We start from the raw sequence: 21,830 nt of genomic DNA on the forward strand, positions 1-21,830 counted from the left end.
TATTTGAACCAAAAAAAAAGTCTCTATGATGAGACTTTTTTCTTTGGTTTATTTTTTAATATTCATCCTCATTCCAAAGATAATCTTCGTCTGTTGGATAATCAGGCCAAATTTCTTCCATTGATTCATATATCTCGCCTTCATCTTCGATTGATTGAAGGTTTTCTACTACCTCTAATGGAGCACCTGCTCTAATGGCGTAGTCAATAAGTTCATCTTTGTTAGCAGGCCATGGCGCATCACTTAAATAAGATGCTAATTCTAATGTCCAATACATCTGTTATCTGTTTAGTTTGTGCAAAAATAAATTTTTTACTGAAAAAGACAAGTAAATTTTGATTTATTTTAATAAAATTTAAGAACGTCTCTTTTTAAATCCCAATTTTTAAATTTCAAATTCCAAAAAAGGAGCTTAAATCCTCCTGTTTTAAAGCTTTTATGTAAAATTTAAATTCAAAGAATTTTTAATTTTTCTTGGAATTTGGGATTTTAAAATATTGAAATTTTAAGAAAGTTTTTTACTTTCTTGGGATCCATTTCACTTCATCTGCTTTTAAGTCTGAGGACAACTTTCGTGCCAAGACAAAAAGGTAGTCAGAAAGTCGGTTTAAGTATGTGATTGCTATTTCTGGAACGTGTTCATTATGACTTAAATGGACTGATAAACGCTCTGCTCGACGGCAAATACAGCGCGCTATATGACAATGTGACACGGTTGGGTGGCCACCAGGTAAAACAAAATGTGTCATTGGCGGTAGACTTTCGTCCATTTTATCAATTTCGTTTTCGAGTAATTCAATATCCGAATCGATTATGCCTAGATTTTCTAAGCGAAGTTTTCCATTTTTTAAAACCTCTTTTTCCTGTGGAGTTGCCAAAATGGCACCAACTGTAAAAAGACGATCCTGAATTTCGATTAAAATCGTTTTATAATGCGAATCCATTTCCTGATCACGGATTAATCCGATATAAGAATTCAGTTCGTCAACAGTTCCATAACTGTCAATTCTAATATGGTCTTTTGGTACTCGGGTTCCTCCAAAAAGTGCCGTTGTGCCTTTATCGCCTGTTTTGGTATATACTTTCATTTTTTTTAAGATGCTAAGGTTCTGAGGTGCTAAGATTCTAAGGTTTCTCTCCTTTTGAATTAATCTAAAATCTAGTTTTTCCTTTTCCGATTAAACAATTAATCAAATAAACGGCTAAACAGTTTTTCTCGTGTCGCTTTCAATTAAACCGTCTCGTAAACGGATAATTCTATGCGCGTAAGCTGCGATATCTTCTTCGTGAGTTACAAGAATTACCGTATTTCCTTGTGCATGAATATCTCCAAAAAGTTTCATTATTTCTACAGAAGTCTTACTGTCTAAGTTTCCTGTTGGCTCATCGGCTAGAATGATTGAAGGTTTATTGACCAAAGCTCTTGCTACGGCAACACGCTGGCGCTGTCCTCCAGAAAGCTGATTCGGCTGATGATCCATTCTGTCTGCTAGATTAACCTGTTTTAAAACTTCGGTTGCGCGGGTTATTCTTTCAGATTTTCCGTAACCAGCATAAATCATAGGAAGTGCAACATTGTCTAACGCAGTTGTTCTTGGCAAAAGATTGAAGGTCTGAAAAACGAAACCAATTTCTTTGTTTCTGATTTCGGCCAATTCATCATCTTTCATTTTGCTGACATCTTTTCCATTTAAAATATAACGGCCAGAAGTTGGTGTATCTAAACAGCCCAATAAATTCATTAAGGTGGATTTTCCTGATCCTGAAGGTCCCATTAAAGCAACGTATTCTCCTTTTTGAATTTCTAAATCTATTCCTTTTAAAACATAAACAATTTCATTTCCTAAAGTAAAATTTCGTTTAATGTCGGTTATTTTAATTAATGGTTCAGCCATTTCGTTTTACAATTTTGGATTTAAAAGTACAAAACACTTTTCAATAAAAAGGATAAGTAGTATAGAATTGGTTTTTGTTACAAAAGCTCATTCATATAGCAGACCTTTTTAAAATATATTTTTTTTAAAAGAAAATGTTATATCTTTTTTAAGATATTTTGCAAAATTGTCATTATTTTGAATATTTTATAGTTTTAAGATGTTTTTAATTTTGAAAACATGATAATAATGTAATTTATTAAGAAAAGCGTTTGGTAAATTTGATTAATCAATTAATTAAATAATCAAGATTATGAAAAATATCAAAATAGCTACAGGAATTGCATTATTAGTATTAGGGTTAACATCGTGTAAAGATGAAAAACAAGAAAAAGCTCAAAAAACAGTAGAGAACTATGTAATCTATGTTGACTCTGTTAAAAATGTGGCAGCTGCTGACTTAAAAGAGAATTGGAAAAGTGTAGAAGCAGAATATGATAGAAGATCTCAGGAAGCACAAGCTGCTTTGGCCGATATTAAAGACAATGCCGCCGCGACCGAAAAAGTAAATGCAAGTAAAATTAAGTACGAGGAATTTAAAGATGAAATGACCGCCCAATTTGCCCCTCCAGCTCCTAGTCCGAAACAACAATTAAGAGATGCTTTGTTTGGTGCAGGAAAAATTGGTGATGATATGAGTTTTAGCTGGGTTAATGCCCAAAATATTCATAGCGTTTATCAGCAGTTTGTTCATACTGTAGAAAACAATAAAGACAAATATTCTAGAGAAGACTGGGATGAAATCAAATTAATGTATGAAGCTCTTGACAGCCGTAAAAATACAGTTGAAAAAGAGGGTCTTACTGCTGAGGATAACAGAAAAATTGCTGGTTTGAAAATCAAATTTGCACCAATGTATACTGTAAACAGAATGGGAGCTAAATCTGAAGAAAACAAAGATGCAAAAAAATAAGATTTTAATATTTTGAATTAGAAATAAAAAAGACGATCAGAAATGATCGTCTTTTTTTATGCTCTAATTATAAAATGCTCTTTTGGCTGTTCTCTTCTAAAGAATACAAATCCCCATTGAAAAGTATCAATTGTGACTTTTACTTTTGGGTGGTTTTTTATAATCTCCCACGCTTCTTCCATTTCAGGAGACCAATGAATATCGTCGAAAATCCAAACAGAATCATTGTCGATAGTTGGCAGTAAAAGATCAAAATAAGCTAAAGTTGCTTTTTTAGAATGATTTCCGTCAAAATATATCAGATTGTAATTTGTTGTTTGAATGTTCTCTGAAACTAAAAAAGATTCAAACTCAGAAATTACATTTTCTACATTATTGCAATCAAATTCTGCCAATTGATTTTGGGCAACATTTGCCGTGTTTGGACAGCCCTCAATTGTAACTACTTTTGCTTTCGGATTTCCTAAAGCCAACGCAGAAGTTGCTAAACCTAAAGATGTTCCTATTTCGAGAATAGTTGAAGGCTGAAAATAATTGGTAACTCTAAATAATAATTCTGCCCGTTTTGGAGAAATTCCTGCTGTTTGCGCGATTTTAGAAATCTGTCTTCGGTTGGATTTAAAGACTTTTGATCCAACGCCGAAATCAGTTACTTCGATGAAATTTTTATTTCCTAAAAGCGATTTCCTATAGTTCTTTAGAATAGTATATTCAGGCTTTGCTTTCTTATCGTAGAAACATTTTGTCAGTAAACTAAAAACGAACGGCGAATGAACCGCGTGTTCGTTTTTAGAATTCCATAAAAATTTTAGGTAAGATTGTATTTGAAACAGCACTCTTAGAATGTTTTGTTCTTCAGATTGATTAATTTACAGAAATAAGTTTTATTTCAAAAATTAAAACAGAGCCAGCAGGAATGTTTTGAACCTTATTACTGCCGTAACCTAAGTGTGCCGGAATAAACAAAGAGGCGCTTCCTCCTTCTTTTAAAAGTGGTAAGCCTTCCTGCCATCCTAATATTAGTTTGTTTAACGGAAATGTTACTCCTGCATCGGTAGTAGTCTGATCAAAAACAGTTCCATTCGTTAGAGTACCTTTGTAGGTCACCGTTACGTTTGATTGTAGAGTTGGCTGTTTACCTGTTCCTGCTTCTTTGATAATATAGTGCAGACCTGTGTTTGTCTTTTGAGCTGTTAAATTATTTTTCGCTAAATACTCAGTAATTTCTTTTTCGTTTTCAGCACTATAATCGATCTTTTCAGGAATTCTCTCAAGTCCTGAATCACTAGTACAAGAAATAAAAAACGTAAGGATTGAAAATGCCGTTAATAATTTTTTCATATGGTATTTGTTTTTTTAATGTCGTAAATATAAAGAATTAATTTTTAGTCTCAGTCTCGGTCTCAGTTTTCAGTTGTACCTCTCTTAATTTTTATCCACAACCAAACTTATTTGGATTATTGATCATATAATTTATCAATCTTCCTATTTCAAGACTTTTAATATTTAGTTTTTCATACGTATCTTTTGTAATATATTGGCATTCTAATGAAAATTCAAGCCATGTATTTGTTTCTGAGTTTTCAGCATCACTATCGGTTAATTTACTTATGAAATGATTTATGTATCTTCTTTTTCTATAAGATTCAGCAATATTAGCGCTAACACTTCTCGATGATCGACGTATTTGATCTGTTAAAGAAAATTGCTCTTCTTTGGGAAACGTTTTTGACAATTCAAAAATTTCCATTGCAAGCTCAAATGACTTCTTATAAGCTAATAACTCTTTAAAATCCATAATTTAGTTTTTTTTGCTAAACTAAGATTTTTCTCTCATTTTTTAAAACTGAAAACTGAAAACTGCCACTTAAAACTAAAAATTACCCTTCAAGTTTAGCAGAAAGTTCAAACCAGCGTTCTTCTTTTGCGTCTATTTTGTTTATGATATTTTGAAGTTCATTGGCTTTTTTCTCAATATCAGCATCGGCGACTTTTCCATCAGAGAATAATTTTTCGATTTTAGCCTTTTCGATTTCTAAATCTTTAATTTCTCGTTCGATTTTCTGATATTCTTTTTGCTCATTGAAGCTTAAATTTCCAGTTGGATTATTTTGCTTCCAATCTTTCTTTTCAGCTTTGTTTTCTTCTTTTTGGGCGACGTCGGCACTATCTTCATAAGCGCGGAAATCAGAGTAGTTTCCTGGGAAATTCTCGATTTCTCCTTGTCCTCTAAAGACAAATAAGTGATCAACGATTTTATCCATAAAGTAACGGTCGTGCGAAACAACCAATAAACATCCCGGATAATCTAAAAGGAAACTTTCTAGAACGTTAAGCGTTACGATATCCAAATCGTTTGTTGGCTCATCTAGAATCAGGAAGTTCGGATTCTGAATTAAAACCGTACATAAATACAAACGTTTTAATTCTCCACCGCTCAATTTCTCAACATAATCGTATTGTTTTTTTGCATCAAAAAGAAAACGTTCCAATAGTTGCGAAGCCGAAATAATTTTTCCTTTAGTAAGTGGAATATATTCTCCGTATTCTTTTATAATATCAATAACACGTTGCCCAGGTTTTGGATTAATTCCAGACTGTGTATAATATCCAATTTTAATGGTATCTCCTTTCACAACACGCCCGCTGTCTGGTGGAATTGTTCCTGTAAGCAGATTTAAGAAAGTCGATTTTCCAGTTCCGTTTTTCCCAATAATTCCAATTCTTTCGCCACGCTGAAAATCAAAACTAAAGTTATCTAGAATAACACGGTCTTTGAATTTTTTAGATAGTTTGTGAAGCTCTATAATTTTGCTTCCCATTCTTTCCATGTTAATTTCAAGCTCAACTTTGTTTTCTTTTCGTCGACTTTGTGCTTTTTCTTTAATAATGTAAAAGTCATCCTGACGCGATTTCGATTTAGTCGTTCTCGCTTTTGGCTGGCGACGCATCCATTCTAACTCTTTTACAAATAAGTTTTTAGCTTTGTCAATACTAGCATTTTCAGATGTAATTCTTTCTTCTTTTTTCTGTAGATAGTAAGAATAATTTCCTTTGTATTGGTATAGTTTTCCGTTGTCTAATTCGATAATTTCGTTACAGACACGTTCCAAAAAGAAACGGTCGTGCGTTACCATAAATAGCGTAATGTTTTCTTTGGCAAAATAACTTTCCAGCCATTCGATCATTTCAAGATCTAAGTGGTTGGTAGGCTCATCTAGAATCAATAAATCTGGACGGTTGATTAGGATTATAGCCAAAGAAAGACGTTTTTTCTGTCCACCAGAAAGATTTTTTACTTTTAGTTTAAAATCTTCCAGTTTTAATTTGAATAGAATCTGCTTGTATTGCGTTTCAAAATCCCATGCATTATGTTGATCCATTGCGTCGAAGGCTTTTTGATATGCTTCTTCGTCAGAAGGATTTTCTAAAGCTTTTTCATAAGCCTCAATCACTTTAAGAGTTTCATTGTCTGATGCGAAAATACTTTCTTCAATTGTAAGTTCGTCTTGAAGATTATTGTCTTGAGAAAGAAATGCCATTCTGATTCCTTTTCGTAAAACAACTTGTCCAGTATCTGGTTCTTCCAATCCGTTAATAATGCTCATTATGGTGGTTTTTCCAGAACCATTTTTTGCGATAAAAGCGATTTTTTGATCTTTGTTAATTCCAAAAGAAATGTTGTCAAAAAGGACTCTTTCGCCAAATGACTTCGATATATTTTCTACAGATAAGTAATTCATGAAGATTTTTTAACTGAAATATCAGTCTTTATTAATTAAAATTCTAATAATGCGCAAAGATAGGTTTTTGAACTAGAGAAAAAAAACGGGTTTTAAAACGGGTTTCTATGCTTTTATAAAATTGTAAAGGAACTTGATTCTAAAAATGGATTGTAACATTTTAAAACTACAATCGTCATATTTAAAAATTTAATTCCTTAAACATGAGCGAGAAACAAATTAATACCAGTGTTTTCGAAGATTTTAAAATCAATACCAAAATCAAGCTTGCGGCATTGTGGACTTCTGTAATGTTTTGTTATGTATATGGGGATTATTTTTCTCTTTATGTTCCTAAAAAAGTTGAGGATTTCATAAGCGGAGATACACTTCTTGATTCTCCAGTGAAATTATTTCTTGCGGCAATTTTAATGGCAATTCCAGCATTAATGGTTGTTGTGTCGGTTGTTTTAAAACCAAATTTTAACCGTCTTCTTAATATGATTTTTGGAATTATTTATACGTTAATAATGCTTTTAATCGCTTTTACGACAATTGCGCCTTGGTGGAGTTTTTACGTTTTTTTCGCATTAGTAGAAAGTGTTCTAACATCAATAATATTTTGGACTGCATTGAAATGGCCAAAACAGTTTTAAATTTTTAAAAAGATAAAAGCATGAATCAAGAATCAAATCTGTCGTTTAGAAATACTGGGCGAATTGCCGGTTTATTATATTTAGTAGTGGTGCTAACTGGGATTTTTAGTCTGGCGTATGTTCCATCACGATTAATAGTTTGGAATCACGCTGACATAACTTTTAGTAATATAGTAAATTTTGAATTTCTTTTTAGGGTAGGTATTGTAAGCAGTTTAATTTGCTACACTTTTTTTCTATTTCTGCCTTTGGTTTTGTATAAACTATTAAAACCAGTTAATGAAACATATGCAATATATATGGTTGTTTTGGCAATTGTAAGCGTACCGATTTCATTTATAAACATGCAGAATAAATTTGCAGTGCTTTCTATTATCAGTTCTCATCAGAAAGATGCAGAACAGGTTATGTTTTATCTAAATCAATATGATTACGGAAATCTAATTGTTCAGATATTTTGGGGACTTTGGCTGTTTCCGCTCGGATATTTAATTCTTAAATCTGGAATAATTCCCAAATTTTTCGGAATATTATTAATGCTTGGCTGTCTGGGCTATTTGATAAATTTCTTTGCCAATACATTGTTTCCTAATTATTCTGAACTCGGAATATCATCTTATGTCCGACTTCCTGCAAGTCTTGGAGAAATCGGGACGTGTTTATGGCTTTTAATAATGGGGGCAAAAAATAAAACTATTTCTGCATCTTGATATATTGACTTAAAATTGAACCCAAATCAAAATAATGAATTTGCTGCGGATTGTTTAAAATTGGTTTTCGAACTAGAGATTCATTTGTTATAAAATAATGAAGTCCGTCTTTTGTTGCAATTCCTTCTATTTGATGAAAAGGAAGTTTTATATCGATTCGTCTTTTATTTCCAGACATAAAATCGTGATTTTTAAAATCGTAAAGCAGATACAAAAACGGTTTTCCTACTTTGGTATAGCCACACAAAGTAATTAATTTTTTATCTTCTAAATAAGTAGCGCCAGTGACCAAACCTTTGGTGTCGAGTGTGGCTTTGAGTTTTGCAATTTGCGTTCCTTCTTGCTTAGATAAAACGTAGATATTGGTTTTAGATGATTTCCATTGTTTGGTAAACAAATAAATACTGTCTTTAGAAACAATAAAAGCTTCGCAGTCAAAATTAGTTTTATTAGGTTTTGAAGCAGTAAAATTGGTTTGGTCGGAATAAGAAAAGGTAATGGTTTCAATTTTTGGATTAGTCTCTAGAAAAGATTTTTTTTCGATTTTAAGGATTTTTAAATCCGATCGATTTCCGGCATAATTATTTCCAAAATCTCCAACATAAATATGAGTATCATCTTGCGATATTTCTTCCCAATCATGATTGATAACTGCTGGGAGAATAATTTTCTTTTTAATTTTTCCGAGAGAATCTAATCCGTAAAGCGTTGTGTCATGATCGTCATTGTGAGTCCAAAGAAGGTTTTCAAACGCAATCAGTCCAGAAGTTTCTTTAATTGAATCGCTTAAACGAATAGAGTATTCAGGTTTTATTTTTAAGTTCTTATAGAGGCAGTTTCCATCATTCTGTCTAAATTTCGAATTGTAATTTTCTGCTTGCGGATCTGTACAGCCAGGGTTTTGGGCATAAATCGAAGCGGTGATGGTTAGAAAGAAAAATACAATTTTTAGCATAAGTGCAATGTTAAGTCTGCATAAGATAAAAGTAAAGTTTTAAATAATAGAACGAAATAAGTATTTAAAAAATATAATTTAAATGTTATTTTGCATCACATTAAATGTAAAAGTCTTTTTTATTCTTTTTTGGATAAAACTACGCCCCGCAATGAAAATTTTACAAAAATTATCACACTACCGAATTTCACGTTATTATAAACTTTTGTTTGTAGTAGTTGATATTGTATTATTGAATCTTGCGACTATTCTTTCGGCCTTGGCAAGGTTTGGCAATTTAGATAAATTATTATCTAAAGATGAAAGAACAGTTTCGCTTTTAGCCATTTTAATATGGGTTGCTTTATTACTCCAAAAAGATTCTAATAGAAGCGTGAGAGTCGAGCCGATAGAATCGATATTGTGGAGAACAATCAAAAAGATTTCTATTCATGCCGCCTTGGTCTCGATATTCGTTGTTTACTTAAAATACGTTGATATTTCAAGACTTCGCTTGGTTTATTTTTACCTGATATTTTTTGGATTGCTGATGATTTCTCGTTATTTGTCAATGAAGCTTTTAAAATATGTTCGAGCGAAAGGCTATAATTTTAAGACTTTTATAATCGTAGGTGCCAATAAATCTGGTGAAAAAATTCGTAAAGTTCTTGCAAAAGATCTTACGTTTGGCTACCGTTTTTTAGGTTTTTTTGACGAAATAAATGATAATCAAATTGTTGATCCGGCTTTAATTATTGGGAAATTTGACGATGTTGAAAAATTCGTTATCGATAAAAAGATTGATGAGATATATGTTGCATTGCATATTGACAATATCGAAATTATTAATGAGCTGACTAGAATTTGCGAGCAAAATATGATTCGTATCAAATTCATTCCCGATTTTCAGCTTTATACCAAAGCAAGTAAAGTAGAAGTTGCTTTTTATGAAAATACGCCAGTCTTAATGTTTCGTCCAGAACCGTTAGAATTTGCATCCAACAGACTTTTGAAAAAGACTTTTGATATTTGTTTTTCGGGTCTTGTAATTCTACTGATCTTTCCTTGGCTGTTTCCGATTATCATGATTATTATCAAACTCGAATCACCAGGTCCCATCTTTTTTAAGCAAGAAAGATCGGGAAGAGACAATAGATCGTTTATGTGTATAAAGTTTAGAAGCATGTATGTAAATGGTCTGGCGCATAATAAACAAGCAGAAAAAGGAGATAGCCGAATAACCAAATTTGGTGCTTTTATCCGTAAAACAAGTATAGACGAACTGCCACAGTTTTTTAATGTATTTCTTGGAGACATGTCCGTTGTAGGACCAAGACCACACATGGTAAATCTTGCAAAAGAGTACAGCGATCTTATTAATAATTATTTGGTGCGCCAATACGCTAAACCTGGAATTACAGGCTGGGCGCAGGTAAATGGTTTTAGAGGAGAAACTAAAGTCTTAAGTGATATGGAAAACAGAGTAGAATACGATATTTGGTATATCGAGAACTGGAGTTTTCTGCTAGATATTAAGATTATTGTAAAGACTGTTATCAATATTTTTAAAGGAGAAGAAAACGCTTACTAAGCGCTTTATTAGAGCTTAAAAAACTGGTTATTAGCAATAACTTCTTTTAAAGGAACAATGTTTTTGGTTTTAATTTTATCGTCAAAAGCTGTAATATGTTTTTTATGATGAACATCGGTTCCGCAAAAATTATACATTCCTTTCGCTAAAAGAGCATCGGCCATTTTAGCAATCTGCGAACCATAATATTCTACAGTTGAAAGCAGATTTAGCTGAAAAAGACAGCCTGCATTTTTTAATTTTTCATATTCCGAAAACTTGTTGTGATAAAAAACATATCGTTCCGGATGTGCCAAAACAGGAATATAACCCGCAACTTGTATCTCAAAAATGGTTTTGTAAATGTTTAGCGGCGCATTTAAGTAAGACATTTCTACTAAAACATAATTGTCTTTTAAAGTCAGCAGTTTTTCTTCTTTAAAATGATTTTCGAACCAGCTGTCTATAAAATATTCGGCAGCAGCCTGAAGAGGTATTTTGATTTTACTTTCCTCTAATGCCTTTTGGGTTTCTTGAAGTTTAGATTGAATAATCTCTGCTGAATTATTCCAAACATGATGATTGATATGCGGAGAAGTTATAATTTGGGAAACTCCAAGCGCTTTCAAAGAGGAAACCAACTCAATTGATTTTGTTATGTTTTTTGCCCCGTCATCAATTCCCGGTAAAATATGAGAATGAATATCGACAAAATTGCCATCAAGCAGTTCTTTCAATACGGGTTTTGATTTGAGGAATGATAACATGCGGCAAAAATGTATAAATCAGTTTTATAATGCGCAAAATTAGTAGAGAATTTGTAACAAGACATTTTAGAATTATACTATATTTGATTTTTAGTAAAAAAGTAAAAAATTATGAAAATAAAAGAGAATCTGTTTAATCAGCGTATTATTTCTATTGATGCTTTGCGTGGAATTACCATTTTTGTAATGATTTTTGTAAACGAACTTGCAAGTATTCAAAATGTGCCACAATGGATGAAACACATGCCCGCAGATGCCGATGCGATGACTTTTGTAGATTTAGTTTTTCCTGCTTTTTTATTTATTGTCGGAATGTCTGTTCCGTTTGCTTTTAATGCCAGACTTATAAAAGGCGATAGTCCGAAAACAATCTGGACACATACTTTAAAAAGAGCGATTGCGCTTATTGTAATTGGTGTTTTTATGGTCAATGCCGAATATGGGTATGATGCAGCAAAAATGATTATCACGCCTGCATTTTGGGGACTTTTGGCGTATAGCATGCCAATTCCAATTTGGAACAAATACCCAAAAGATTTTCCTGCTTGGTTAAAAAATGTGCTTCAATATGGAGGAATTTTAGTTCTCATCGCACTTTATTTCATTTATGTGCAAGATACGGGAGATCGCGGAATGACGCCAAAGTGGTGGGGAATTCTAGGATTAATAGGTTGGGCGTATCTTTTTACAGTAATTTATTATTGGTTGGTTTCAGGAAATTTATGGGCAATGATTGGACTTTTAGTTTTTTCGGTAATAATGAATTCCCTTAATTTAACCGAAAACTCTTTTGTTCACAGCACTTCTTGGTTAAGCTTTATAGCAGGGCATCTTACACATGTTTCTTTGACTTCTGCTGGAATTATAATTTCATTATTATTTTTTGATCGAAAAATTAGTTCAAAAATAAATTGGCCAGTAATTGGCTTTATTGCTTTATTTACAGTAACAGCAATCTTGCTTCGCCCGTATTTTGGAATATCGAAAATCAAAGGGACTCCTTCTTGGACAATGTTCTCGGCAGCAATTTGCACCGTCCTTTTCTATTTTCTGTATTGGCTGATGGAAGTTAAGAAACAGACGAGATGGAGCGAATTCTTCATGCCTGCAGCTGCAAACCCGTTATTAATTTATATTTTGCCAGGCGTAATTTATTATTTCTGTAAAGCTTTTAACTTTCATATAATACCAGGATATTTCAGAGAAGGCGTTCCAGGAATTTTATGGTCTCTAGTGTTTTCGATAATTATGCTTTTCGTAATGAAGATTTTGAATAGATATAAAATTCAGCTGCATCTTTAGAGTTTTAGTCTCGGTCTCAGTTTAGAGTTTTCAGTTTGTAAACTGAGACTGAAAGCCGCGACTGAAAACTTTCCTCAAAATCGACCTTAATATTCTCAATAAAATTTTAAATTTGTAAGAGACGGTTTTTAAAATATTGTGAGTGAATGATTTAAAAATTAAATACATTTTGATTTTATTTTTAATAGGATCGTTTTGTCAGGCTCAAAACGATAGTACTGCCGTGGAAACTCGGGATATCTTAGACGTCATTCATAAAATTTTTGATAAACAGGATACTATTCGTCCAGATAGAAAACGAAAACTGGCTTTTTCTTTATTGCCTGTTCCGGTCGGTGTTAATTCTAGTAATGGTTTGGTTGTCTCTTTTCTGACTACTTTTTACTTGGGAGATGCAGAAAAAACCAAAATGTCTCAGATTACCTTTTCTCCTTATTTTAGTTTCAGCAATCAATTTGTATTTCCAATTCAGTCTTATATCTATACAAGTGACAATAAATGGAATCTTATGGGAGATTATCGGTATATGATTTATCCTCAGGATACCTATGGCTTGGGAGAAGATAATACAAAAAAGGAAATCTCTACGCTCGATTATCAGCAGTGGCGTTTTTATCAGTTTATAACAAGGCAGATTGTCGGTAATTATCGTTTAGGAGTTGGCTTTCTTTTTGACAATTATAAAAATATTTCTGAAGAATCTTATATAGAAGGAGAAACAGATTATTATAAATATATGAATGGCGATTATTCTGATGAGACTTCTTTCGGATTTGCAATTCAGGGTTTATACGATTCTAGAGAAAATATTATCAATCCCGAGCAAGGTCTGTACGTCGAAGCAGATCTGCGAATCAATACCAGCGGAGTAGAAGGAGACAAATGGCAATCTTTGTATTTTGATGCTAGAAAATACCATTCTTTTAGTAAAACCAAACATCGGGTTTGGGCATCAAGAGCTTTCTTTTGGTCTACTTTTGGAGGGAAACCGCATTATTTGGATCTCCCAAGTATTGGCTGGGATCGTGAAGGAAAAACGGGACGAGGATTTACCAAAAACAGATACCGAAGTAATGCCTTAATTTATTTTGAAACTGAGTATAGAACTGATATAACCCGTAACGGTTTTTTGGGTGCTGTTTTTTTTACCAATGTTTCTTCGGTTTCTAAACTTGATACGTACGAATTTAAAAAATGGAATCCGGCAGTTGGAACCGGAATTCGCATTAAATGGAATAAACGCAACGGCAGTAATTTGGCTCTAGATTACGGAATCAGTAAAAACGACTGGTCGCTTCGCTTAGGGTTATCAGAAAATTTCTAACTTCGGCCAAAATCTACAGACTTAATTATTCATGCAATTATCGGTTGTTATTTTAAATTACAATGTGCGTTACTTTCTCGAACAATGCCTTTTAAGTGTTCAGGAAGCAATTGTATCAATCGATGCAGAAATTATTGTAGTCGATAATGATTCATCAGACGAAAGTGTTTTGATGATGAAAGAAAAATTTCCCGACGTAAAACTTATTGAAAACAAAGAAAATTTTGGTTTCCCAAAAGGGAATAATATTGGTGTTCATCAAGCGAAAGGAAAGTACGTTTGTATTTTAAATCCTGATACTGTCGTTGCAGAAGATACTTTCATAAAGATTTTGGCTTTCGCCGAAAGGCAAAATAATCTTGGAATTATTGGCTGTAAATTAATTGATGGAATAGGAGAATTTCTTCCAGAAAGCAAACGCGGTATTCCAACGCCATGGGTGGCTTTCACAAAAATCTTCGGATTGTATAAAATCTTTCCCAAAACCAGACTTTTTAATCAATATTACGCACAGCATTTAAACGAAAACGAAACAGGAAAAGTAGATATTCTCGTTGGTGCTTTTATGTTTTTAGAAAGAAAGCTCTATGAAGATTTAAATGGTTTTGACGAAAATTGTTTTATGTATGCAGATGATATTGATTTGTCGTATCGGGCTTTACAAATGGGAAAAACAAATCTCTACTTTCATGAAACTACTGTTTTGCATTATAAAGGAGAAAGTACAATAAAAGACGAAAAATATATGATGCGTTTTCAAGAAGCCATGAATTTCTTTTATCAGAAACATTTTAAGAAATCGCAGTTCTTTAGTATCTTTATTAAAATAGGTGCATTTTTGTTTTCAACAGCTAAAATGTTTCAGGGAAAACCAAAAGAAAACCCATTGCCGGAAAGTTATTTTTTATGCTCCGAAAATGAGAATTTCGCTAAAAAACTGGCTTCGATTTTGGAAAATAAAGTTGCTTTTTTAGATTTCAAAGGAGAAAAAATGGTAAATTCGTGCCTAATTTTAAAGGGTAAAAAGGCAGAGATCATTTTGGATAATCACTATATTTCATTCAAAAAATGTATCGAAATCATAGAAACTCTTAAAGATAAGCAGGTTACTTTTAAAATTTTTCCCAAAAACACAGGTTTTATTATTGGAAGTAATTCAAGGAATGACAGAGGGCAAATCGTGAAAATTGAGTAAAAAATTATATTAAGTGTAATTTATGTTTAAAATTTTCATTAATTTCGCAATCTGAAAATCAAAAACATCTTTTAGATTAACAATATGGCAAGATTTGAATTAAAGCTTCCTAAAATGGGAGAAAGTGTCGCTGAAGCAACCATAACAAACTGGTTGAAAGAGGTTGGAGACAAAATTGAGGCTGATGAAGCCGTACTCGAAATTGCAACAGATAAAGTTGACAGCGAAGTGCCTAGTGAAGTATCAGGAATTTTAGTTGAGCAATTGTTTGGTAAAGATGATTTAGTGCAAGTAGGGCAGACTATTGCCATTATTGAAACTGAAGGCGGAGAAACAGCAGCTCCAGAAGCTGTAAATGCAGTGCAAGAAACTGCTGCTCCTGCAGAAGTCGCTGAAATTGAAAAAACAATCGAATCGGTTAAAGAAACGGTAACTTCTCAAGATTTTTCAGGATCAGATAAATTCTTTTCTCCATTAGTAAAAAATATTGCAAAAGAAGAAGGTCTTTCTTTAAACGAACTTGAAAATATTGCAGGTTCTGGAAAAGACGGACGTGTGACTAAAGAAGATATTCTAAAATATGTAGAAGCTCGTAAATCGGGTGCTGTTCAAGTTCCTCAAGCAGTTGAAACGGTTCAAAAAGTGGCTATTGAAACTCCAAAAGCTGAAGCGCCAAAAACGGTTGAGCCAGTAGCTCAAAAAAGTCAGCAAGCGGTTCCGGTTTCTGTAAACGGAGCTGATGAGATTGTTGAAATGGACAGAATGCGTAAGCTGATTTCTGGTTATATGACGGCTTCGGTTCAAACTTCTGCTCACGTACAATCATTTATTGAGGTTGATGTAACGAACATTGTAAAATGGAGAGATAAAGTAAAAACAGCTTTCGAAAAAAGAGAAGGCGAGAAATTGACTTTTACTCCGATTATGATGGAAGCGGTTGCAAAAGCTTTAAAAGATTTTCCAGGAATGAATATTTCTGTTGATGGAGATTATATCATTAAAAAGAAAAATATCAATTTAGGAATGGCGGCAGCATTGCCAAATGGAAATTTAATTGTTCCTGTAATTAAAAATGCAGATCAGTTGAATTTGGTTGGAATGGCAAAAGCAGTTAACGATTTAGGAAACCGTGCAAAAGCTGGAAAACTAAAGCCAGACGATACGCAAGGTGGAACTTACACCGTTACAAACGTTGGTACTTTTGGCAGTGTTTTCGGAACGCCGATTATCAATCAGCCACAAGTTGGTATTCTAGCTCTTGGAGCAATTCGTAAAGTGCCTGCGGTTATTGAAACTCCAGAAGGTGATTTTATCGGAATTCGTCAAAAAATGTTCTTGTCGCACTCTTATGATCATAGAGTTGTTGACGGAGCTTTAGGAGGAAGTTTTGTGAAAAGAGTAGCAGAATATTTAGAGGCTTTTGATGTAGATAGAGATTTCTAAAATTCATTTTAAAAATAAATTCAAATCCGACTGGTTTTAAACTTGTCGGATTTTTTTTTTTGTAAGAAAAGAATTAAGCAGTAATACGCAGACTTATTAAGGGCTTGTTTTTTAAAAGTTAAAATTGCATAATTGAAAGCATTTTTCGACAAAAAAAATCAGAATAAGGGAAGATATTCCGCTTTAAAAATTACATTTGTAAACTTATAAAAATTAGAAATGGAATTAAAACTTAACAAGCCAATTTGCTTTTTTGATCTCGAAACAACGGGAATTGACATCGGTAAAGATAGAATCGTAGAAATTTCAATATTCAAAGTTTTTCCTAACGGAAACAAAGAAAGTAAAACCTGGCTGGTTAATCCAACAATTCCAATTCCTCCACAAACTACTGCAGTTCATGGCATAACAGACGAAAAAGTAGCCAACGAACCAACTTTTGCAGAACTTGCTCCGCATATTCACAATATGATAAAAGACAGTGATCTTGGCGGATTTAATTCGGACCGTTTTGATATTCCGCTTCTGGCAGAAGAACTGCTTCGTGCAGGAGTTGATTTTGATATGAAAAATAAGGTTTCTGTAGATGTGCAGACAATTTTTCATAAAATGGAAGAGCGTACCTTAAGTGCTGCTTTGAAATTTTATTGTGGAAAAAATTTGGATAATGCACATTCGGCAGAAGCTGATACAATGGCGACTTACGAAATCTTGAAAGCGCAATTAGATCGTTATCCAGAATTAGAAAACGACATGAAATCTTTATCTGAATTTACAACACGTAAAAAAATAGCAGATTTTGCCGGAATGATTGCTTTTGATAAAGATGACGAAGAAATTTTTACTTTTGGAAAACATAAAGGTGCAAAAGTAGAGAAGGTTCTAGAAACAGAGCCAGGATATTTCAGCTGGATCCAAAATGCTGATTTTCCTCTATATACCAAAAAAGTTTTGACAGCAATTAAATTAAGAAAATTAAATACGAAGTAAGCTTCTAAGGCGCTAAGTTTCTAAGGTTCTGAGTTTTTGCCTTAGAAACTTAGTGTCTTGGCATCTTAGAAACTTAAAATAGAATGAAGATTATCTGTGTCGGCAGGAATTATGCCAATCATATAGAAGAGTTGAAAAACGAGCGTCCGAGTGAGCCTGTTGTTTTTATGAAGCCTGATTCTGCGGTTTTGCTGAAACAGCATCCGTTTGTAATTCCAGAGTTTTCTGAAGATGTTCATCATGAAGTTGAAATAATCGTAAAGATTAATAAAGTAGGGAAATATATTGAACCGAAATTTGCTCATAAATATTACGATGAAATAAGTGTGGGAATCGATTTTACAGCACGAGACTTGCAAAGTAAATTGAAAGAAAAAGGGCTTCCGTGGGAAAAAGCCAAGGCTTTTGACGGTTCTGCGGTTATTGGTGATTTTTTGCCAAAAACTGATTTTGTTTCTATGGAAAATCTTAATTTTGAATTAAGAAGCAATTCAGAAACAGTTCAAAAAGGAAATTCGAGCATGATGCTTTGGAAGATTGATGAATTAATCGCACATGTATCTCAGTTTTTTACTTTAAAAATTGGAGATATTATTTTTACAGGAACGCCAGCAGGTGTTGCGGCTGTAAAACCAAATGATGTTTTAGAAGGCTTTTTAGAAGATAAAAAATTATTCAGAATACAAGTAAAATAATGGCTTTAAAGTACAACCTTTCGAAAGTATATGCGCTTTCAGATAACGATCCTGAATTTGTAAATCAGATTTTAACTTTATTTGTTACAGAAGTTCCAGAAGATTTGAAACAAATCAAAGAAGGAATTAAAAAGAAGGATCATAAATACGCCTATTCCTATGCTCATAAAATAAAACCTACATTGGATCTGATGGGATTAAATGTGGCTTTTGAAGAAATCTTGCAAGTTGAGGCTTGGACAAAAGCTGAAGGCAAGAAAAAAGATATTATCGAAACTTTTAAAAGTATTAAGGTACAAGTAAAAGAGGCGATTAAAGAAATTAAAAAAGATTTCGATCTTTAATATAAAATTTGACTTATTCCTGTTTTTGTAAAAGGAATAAGTCAAAACATTTTTTAAATTTTGTAAACAGGCTTATAGTTTGTAAAAGCCGTTAATACCTCCTTCCAAGACAAAATTTAAATTTTCTACTTATAAATTATTGGCTTATTTATTTAAGCAACAAAAATATTTCACTGATTATGAAAGCAGCAATTATTACTATTGGAGATGAAATCTTAATTGGTCAAATCGTAGATACAAATTCGGCTTTTATTGCTAAATCACTCGATAGAATTGGAGTTGAGGTTGCAGAAATGCTGTCAATAAGCGATGACAAAAAACATATTTTAGATACTTTTGCTCAATTGCAAAACAAAGTAGATGTTGTTATTGTGACTGGCGGATTAGGACCGACAAAAGATGATGTTACAAAGAAAACGTTTTGTGAATACTTTAATGATGAGTTAGTTGTAGATCAAAAAGTTTTGGTGCATGTGACCGAATTGATAGAAGGTTTTTATAAAAGACCGATTTCTCAATTGAACAAAGATCAGGCTCTAGTTCCGTCAACTTGTACTGTTTTGCATAACAAAGTGGGAACAGCGCCAGGAATGTGGATGAAGAAAGAAAATACCGTTTTTATTTCGCTTCCAGGGGTTCCGTATGAAATGAAATATTTGGTAGAGGAAGAGATAATTCCGAAAATTGTCCGCGAATACAAACGTCCATATATTATTCACAAAACCATATTAACTTACGGTCAAGGTGAAAGTTTAGTGGCAGAACGTATTGAGCAATGGGAGAATAATCTTCCGGAATTTATAAAATTGGCTTATTTGCCAAATCCGGGACGAGTTCGTTTGCGTTTGACCGCCAGAGGGACTAATAAAGAAGAATTAGAAGAAGCAATAGAATCTAATGTTCAGTCTTTAGATGCTATAATTCATGATATAATTGTAGGCTACGAAGAAAACGAGACAATCGAAACAGTAATTGGTAAATTGCTTTCTAAACAAAGTAAAACAATCTCAACGGCAGAAAGTTGTACAGGAGGAAGAATCGCTTCGTTGCTCTCGTCTGTTCCGGGTTCGTCAAGCTATTTTAAAGGAAGTGTGGTTTCTTACGCAACAGAAGCAAAAGTGAATGTTTTGGGAATTCCGCAAAATTTAATTGATCAGTTCTCGGTTGTAAGTGCTGAGGTTGCTTCGGCTATGGCGCTGAGTGTGAAAGATTTGCTGAAAACTGACTATGCTTTAGCAACGACAGGTAATGCGGGACCTTCAAAAGGGGATTCTGATGCCGAAATTGGAGCTGTTTTTATTGCTTTGGCAACACCAGAGGGAGTAATTGTGGAGGAATTTAACTTCGGACAACCGCGTGAAAAAGTGATAGATAGGGCATCAGTTAAGAGTTTAGAAATTTTACAGAAAGAAATTTTAAAATTTGTGCAATAATTTTTTGCTACAATGGTTTATTTTTCTTTTCTTTGCACCCTGATTTTGAATAACGATAAAAGATAAGTATAATGTCAAGAGTTTGTGACCTTACAGGTAAAAGAGCGATGGTAGGAAATAACGTTTCTCACGCTATGAACAAAACTAAGAGAAAGTTTTCTGTAAACTTAGTTAAAAAGCGTTTTTATCTTCCAGAAGAAGATAGATGGATTACTCTTAGAGTAGCAGCATCTACGATAAAAACAATTAATAAAAATGGAATCACTGCAGTTTTGAAAAAAGCGCAGTCAGAAGGATTTATCAAATAATCTTTTCCTAAATAAATATATAGCAAGATGGCAAAGAAAGGTAATAGAATCCAAGTAATTTTAGAATGTACTGAGCACAAAACTTCTGGTGTTCCAGGAACTTCTAGATATATTACAACTAAGAACAAAAAAAATACTCCAGATAGATTAGAGATTAAAAAATTTAATCCAATCTTAAAAAGAGTAACTGTTCATAAAGAAATTAAGTAATAATTAGAGATTTTTGTAAATCTCGAATGGTTTAGCCATGAGAGTTTTATAAAAGCTTCAAATAACATTTGAATCATGGCAAAGAAAACCGTAGCATCGTTACAAACATCTTCTAAGAGATTATCAAAAGCCATCAAAATGGTAAAATCTCCTAAAACTGGTGCATATACATTCGTAGAATCTATTATGGCTCCTGAAGAAGTTGATGAATTCTTGAAAAAGAAATAATTACAATTACATTATATAGAAAAGCTACTTTCATTCGGAAGTAGCTTTTTTATTACCTATATTTGTCTAAAAATTTAAAGAATCGTAACAATTGGACGTTTTTTAAAAAACAATTGCACTTTCTTTAAAGATTTGGATTTCTTACTTGAAAATCGAGAAATCTAGTAAATCTAATAATCTACAAAAAATGAGTTTTTTTAAAAAATTATTCTCTAGCGAAAAAAAAGAGACTTTAGACAAAGGTCTTGAAAAAACAAAAACTACTTTTTTCTCGAAGTTAAGCAAAGCCGTTGCAGGTAAATCTAAAGTTGATGATGATGTTTTAGATAATCTGGAAGAAGTTCTTGTAGGTTCTGATGTTGGAGTAAATACTACATTAAAAATCATTGAAAGAATTGAAAAACGTGTTGCTGAAGATAAATATTTAGGAACAGATGAATTAAATCAGATTCTAAGAGATGAAATAGGAGCTTTACTGTCTGAAACAAATACAGGTGAAGCAACAGAATTTGAAGTTCCAAAAGATAAAAAGCCTTATGTTTTAATGGTTGTTGGAGTAAATGGTGTTGGAAAAACAACGACTATTGGTAAATTGGCTTATCAGTTTAAAAAAGCGGGACACAAAGTTGTTTTGGGTGCAGCAGATACTTTTCGTGCAGCAGCGATAGATCAGCTACAAGTTTGGGCTGACCGTGTTGGTGTATCAATTGTAAGACAAAATATGGGAAGTGATCCAGCTTCTGTCGCTTTTGATACTTTGCAATCAGCTGTGGCTCAAAATGCAGATGTTGTTATTATTGATACAGCTGGGCGTCTTCATAATAAAGTGAATTTAATGAACGAACTTTCGAAAGTAAAACGTGTCATGCAGAAAGTAGTTGCTGATGCTCCTCACGACGTACTTTTGGTTTTAGATGGTTCGACTGGTCAAAACGCTTTTGAACAAGCTAAACAATTTACAGCAGCAACAGAAGTAACTTCATTGGCAGTTACAAAATTGGACGGAACTGCAAAAGGCGGAGTTGTAATTGGTATTTCAGACCAGTTTCAAATTCCAGTTAAATACATTGGTGTTGGCGAAGGAATTGAAGATTTGCAAGTTTTTAATAAATATGAGTTCGTCGATAGCTTTTTTAAATAATTTATAATGAA

The 21,830-nt window shown here is 33.0% G+C and carries 25 protein-coding genes; 16 read left to right on the forward strand and 9 right to left on the reverse strand.

What is annotated here, in order from left to right; genetic code table 11:
- Window positions 1–55: 55 nt before the first annotated feature.
- From AC5ZCW_RS06635 to AC5ZCW_RS06645, 3 genes are all read right to left on the reverse strand, one after another.
- Entirely contained in the window at window positions 56–277 is a 222-nt protein-coding gene (locus AC5ZCW_RS06635) for a DUF2795 domain-containing protein (protein ID WP_007138072.1), read from the reverse strand.
- 241 nt (window positions 278–518) lie between these two features.
- A complete protein-coding gene (locus tag AC5ZCW_RS06640) occupies window positions 519–1,088 on the reverse strand; it encodes a cob(I)yrinic acid a,c-diamide adenosyltransferase (protein WP_281633631.1) in 570 nt (189 codons plus the stop codon).
- A 114-nt stretch (window positions 1,089–1,202) separates the two neighbouring features.
- A complete protein-coding gene (locus AC5ZCW_RS06645; protein WP_343541233.1) occupies window positions 1,203–1,895 on the reverse strand; it encodes an ABC transporter ATP-binding protein in 693 nt (230 codons plus the stop codon).
- A 292-nt stretch (window positions 1,896–2,187) separates the two neighbouring features.
- Here AC5ZCW_RS06645 and AC5ZCW_RS06650 point away from each other — a divergent pair, with 292 nt between their 5' ends.
- Window positions 2,188–2,847, forward strand: a complete 660-nt coding sequence (locus AC5ZCW_RS06650) for a DUF6565 domain-containing protein (protein WP_343541234.1) — start codon at window positions 2,188–2,190, stop codon at window positions 2,845–2,847.
- A gap of 56 nt (window positions 2,848–2,903) precedes the next feature.
- On the opposite strand, the gene AC5ZCW_RS06655 is transcribed toward AC5ZCW_RS06650, so the two are convergent.
- From AC5ZCW_RS06655 to AC5ZCW_RS06670, 4 genes are all read right to left on the reverse strand, one after another.
- Window positions 2,904–3,683: an O-methyltransferase gene (locus AC5ZCW_RS06655; protein WP_496118654.1), complete on the reverse strand. Its 780-nt coding sequence runs from the start codon at window positions 3,681–3,683 to the stop codon at window positions 2,904–2,906.
- A gap of 28 nt (window positions 3,684–3,711) precedes the next feature.
- Window positions 3,712–4,188: an FKBP-type peptidyl-prolyl cis-trans isomerase gene (locus tag AC5ZCW_RS06660; protein ID WP_343541237.1), complete on the reverse strand. Its 477-nt coding sequence runs from the start codon at window positions 4,186–4,188 to the stop codon at window positions 3,712–3,714.
- Between the two features lie 91 nt (window positions 4,189–4,279).
- A complete protein-coding gene (locus AC5ZCW_RS06665; protein ID WP_343541238.1) occupies window positions 4,280–4,645 on the reverse strand; it encodes a four helix bundle protein in 366 nt (121 codons plus the stop codon).
- A gap of 82 nt (window positions 4,646–4,727) precedes the next feature.
- A complete protein-coding gene (locus AC5ZCW_RS06670; protein WP_343541239.1) occupies window positions 4,728–6,590 on the reverse strand; it encodes an ABC-F family ATP-binding cassette domain-containing protein in 1,863 nt (620 codons plus the stop codon).
- Between the two features lie 203 nt (window positions 6,591–6,793).
- Here AC5ZCW_RS06670 and AC5ZCW_RS06675 point away from each other — a divergent pair, with 203 nt between their 5' ends.
- On the forward strand, window positions 6,794–7,225 hold the full coding sequence (locus AC5ZCW_RS06675; protein ID WP_496118657.1) for a DUF6326 family protein: 432 nt from the start codon (window positions 6,794–6,796) through the stop codon (window positions 7,223–7,225).
- A 20-nt stretch (window positions 7,226–7,245) separates the two neighbouring features.
- Window positions 7,246–7,935 carry a DUF4386 domain-containing protein gene (locus AC5ZCW_RS06680; protein ID WP_496118659.1) on the forward strand — a complete coding sequence of 230 codons (690 nt, stop codon included), beginning with the start codon at window positions 7,246–7,248 and terminating at the stop codon, window positions 7,933–7,935.
- On the opposite strand, the gene AC5ZCW_RS06685 is transcribed toward AC5ZCW_RS06680, so the two are convergent.
- Window positions 7,919–8,890, reverse strand: coding sequence for a T9SS C-terminal target domain-containing protein (locus AC5ZCW_RS06685; protein ID WP_343541243.1), 972 nt, complete (start codon window positions 8,888–8,890; stop codon window positions 7,919–7,921). The two genes, AC5ZCW_RS06680 and AC5ZCW_RS06685, sit on opposite strands and share 17 nt — an antisense overlap.
- A 151-nt stretch (window positions 8,891–9,041) precedes the next feature.
- Here AC5ZCW_RS06685 and AC5ZCW_RS06690 point away from each other — a divergent pair, with 151 nt between their 5' ends.
- Window positions 9,042–10,460 (forward strand): undecaprenyl-phosphate glucose phosphotransferase, encoded by a 1,419-nt coding sequence (locus AC5ZCW_RS06690; protein ID WP_496118661.1) that lies wholly within the window; start codon window positions 9,042–9,044, stop codon window positions 10,458–10,460.
- An 8-nt stretch (window positions 10,461–10,468) separates the two neighbouring features.
- Here AC5ZCW_RS06690 and AC5ZCW_RS06695 read toward each other — a convergent pair whose 3' ends face one another.
- On the reverse strand, window positions 10,469–11,206 hold the full coding sequence (locus AC5ZCW_RS06695) for a tyrosine-protein phosphatase (RefSeq protein ID WP_496118663.1): 738 nt from the start codon (window positions 11,204–11,206) through the stop codon (window positions 10,469–10,471).
- 111 nt (window positions 11,207–11,317) lie between these two features.
- On the opposite strand from AC5ZCW_RS06695, the gene AC5ZCW_RS06700 reads away from it, so the two are divergent.
- The 12 genes from AC5ZCW_RS06700 (at window position 11,318) to ftsY (ending at window position 21,819) form a co-directional block, all read left to right on the forward strand.
- A complete protein-coding gene (locus AC5ZCW_RS06700; RefSeq protein WP_496118665.1) occupies window positions 11,318–12,508 on the forward strand; it encodes a DUF5009 domain-containing protein in 1,191 nt (396 codons plus the stop codon).
- Window positions 12,509–12,650: 142 nt separating this feature from the next.
- Complete coding sequence (locus AC5ZCW_RS06705; RefSeq protein WP_496118667.1) at window positions 12,651–13,832, forward strand: BamA/TamA family outer membrane protein; 1,182 nt, start codon at window positions 12,651–12,653, stop codon at window positions 13,830–13,832.
- Window positions 13,833–13,863: 31 nt separating this feature from the next.
- Entirely contained in the window at window positions 13,864–15,027 is a 1,164-nt protein-coding gene (locus AC5ZCW_RS06710; RefSeq protein WP_496118669.1) for a glycosyltransferase family 2 protein, read from the forward strand.
- Between the two features lie 84 nt (window positions 15,028–15,111).
- Window positions 15,112–16,470, forward strand: coding sequence for a dihydrolipoamide acetyltransferase family protein (locus AC5ZCW_RS06715; protein ID WP_496118671.1), 1,359 nt, complete (start codon window positions 15,112–15,114; stop codon window positions 16,468–16,470).
- A 219-nt stretch (window positions 16,471–16,689) separates the two neighbouring features.
- Window positions 16,690–17,460 carry a 3'-5' exonuclease gene (locus tag AC5ZCW_RS06720; protein ID WP_281633620.1) on the forward strand — a complete coding sequence of 257 codons (771 nt, stop codon included), beginning with the start codon at window positions 16,690–16,692 and terminating at the stop codon, window positions 17,458–17,460.
- A gap of 83 nt (window positions 17,461–17,543) precedes the next feature.
- On the forward strand, window positions 17,544–18,155 hold the full coding sequence (locus tag AC5ZCW_RS06725) for a fumarylacetoacetate hydrolase family protein (protein ID WP_289057565.1): 612 nt from the start codon (window positions 17,544–17,546) through the stop codon (window positions 18,153–18,155).
- Complete coding sequence (locus tag AC5ZCW_RS06730; protein WP_008468078.1) at window positions 18,155–18,499, forward strand: Hpt domain-containing protein; 345 nt, start codon at window positions 18,155–18,157, stop codon at window positions 18,497–18,499. Before AC5ZCW_RS06725 ends, AC5ZCW_RS06730 begins: the two co-directional genes overlap by 1 nt.
- A gap of 179 nt (window positions 18,500–18,678) precedes the next feature.
- Complete coding sequence (locus AC5ZCW_RS06735) at window positions 18,679–19,932, forward strand: CinA family nicotinamide mononucleotide deamidase-related protein (RefSeq protein WP_496118674.1); 1,254 nt, start codon at window positions 18,679–18,681, stop codon at window positions 19,930–19,932.
- A gap of 71 nt (window positions 19,933–20,003) precedes the next feature.
- Window positions 20,004–20,240 carry a 50S ribosomal protein L28 gene (gene rpmB / locus AC5ZCW_RS06740; RefSeq protein WP_008468080.1) on the forward strand — a complete coding sequence of 79 codons (237 nt, stop codon included), beginning with the start codon at window positions 20,004–20,006 and terminating at the stop codon, window positions 20,238–20,240.
- A gap of 27 nt (window positions 20,241–20,267) precedes the next feature.
- Window positions 20,268–20,450 carry a 50S ribosomal protein L33 gene (gene rpmG, locus AC5ZCW_RS06745; RefSeq protein WP_008253902.1) on the forward strand — a complete coding sequence of 61 codons (183 nt, stop codon included), beginning with the start codon at window positions 20,268–20,270 and terminating at the stop codon, window positions 20,448–20,450.
- A gap of 75 nt (window positions 20,451–20,525) precedes the next feature.
- The gene (locus tag AC5ZCW_RS06750; protein ID WP_008468081.1) at window positions 20,526–20,678 is read left to right on the forward strand and encodes a DUF4295 domain-containing protein; all 153 of its coding nucleotides are present in this window, start codon (window positions 20,526–20,528) and stop codon (window positions 20,676–20,678) included.
- Between the two features lie 187 nt (window positions 20,679–20,865).
- Window positions 20,866–21,819: a signal recognition particle-docking protein FtsY gene (ftsY, locus tag AC5ZCW_RS06755; protein WP_177212408.1), complete on the forward strand. Its 954-nt coding sequence runs from the start codon at window positions 20,866–20,868 to the stop codon at window positions 21,817–21,819.
- Window positions 21,820–21,830: the final 11 nt, after the last annotated feature.

The organism is Flavobacterium sp. PLA-DH12 (genome assembly GCF_059511845.1).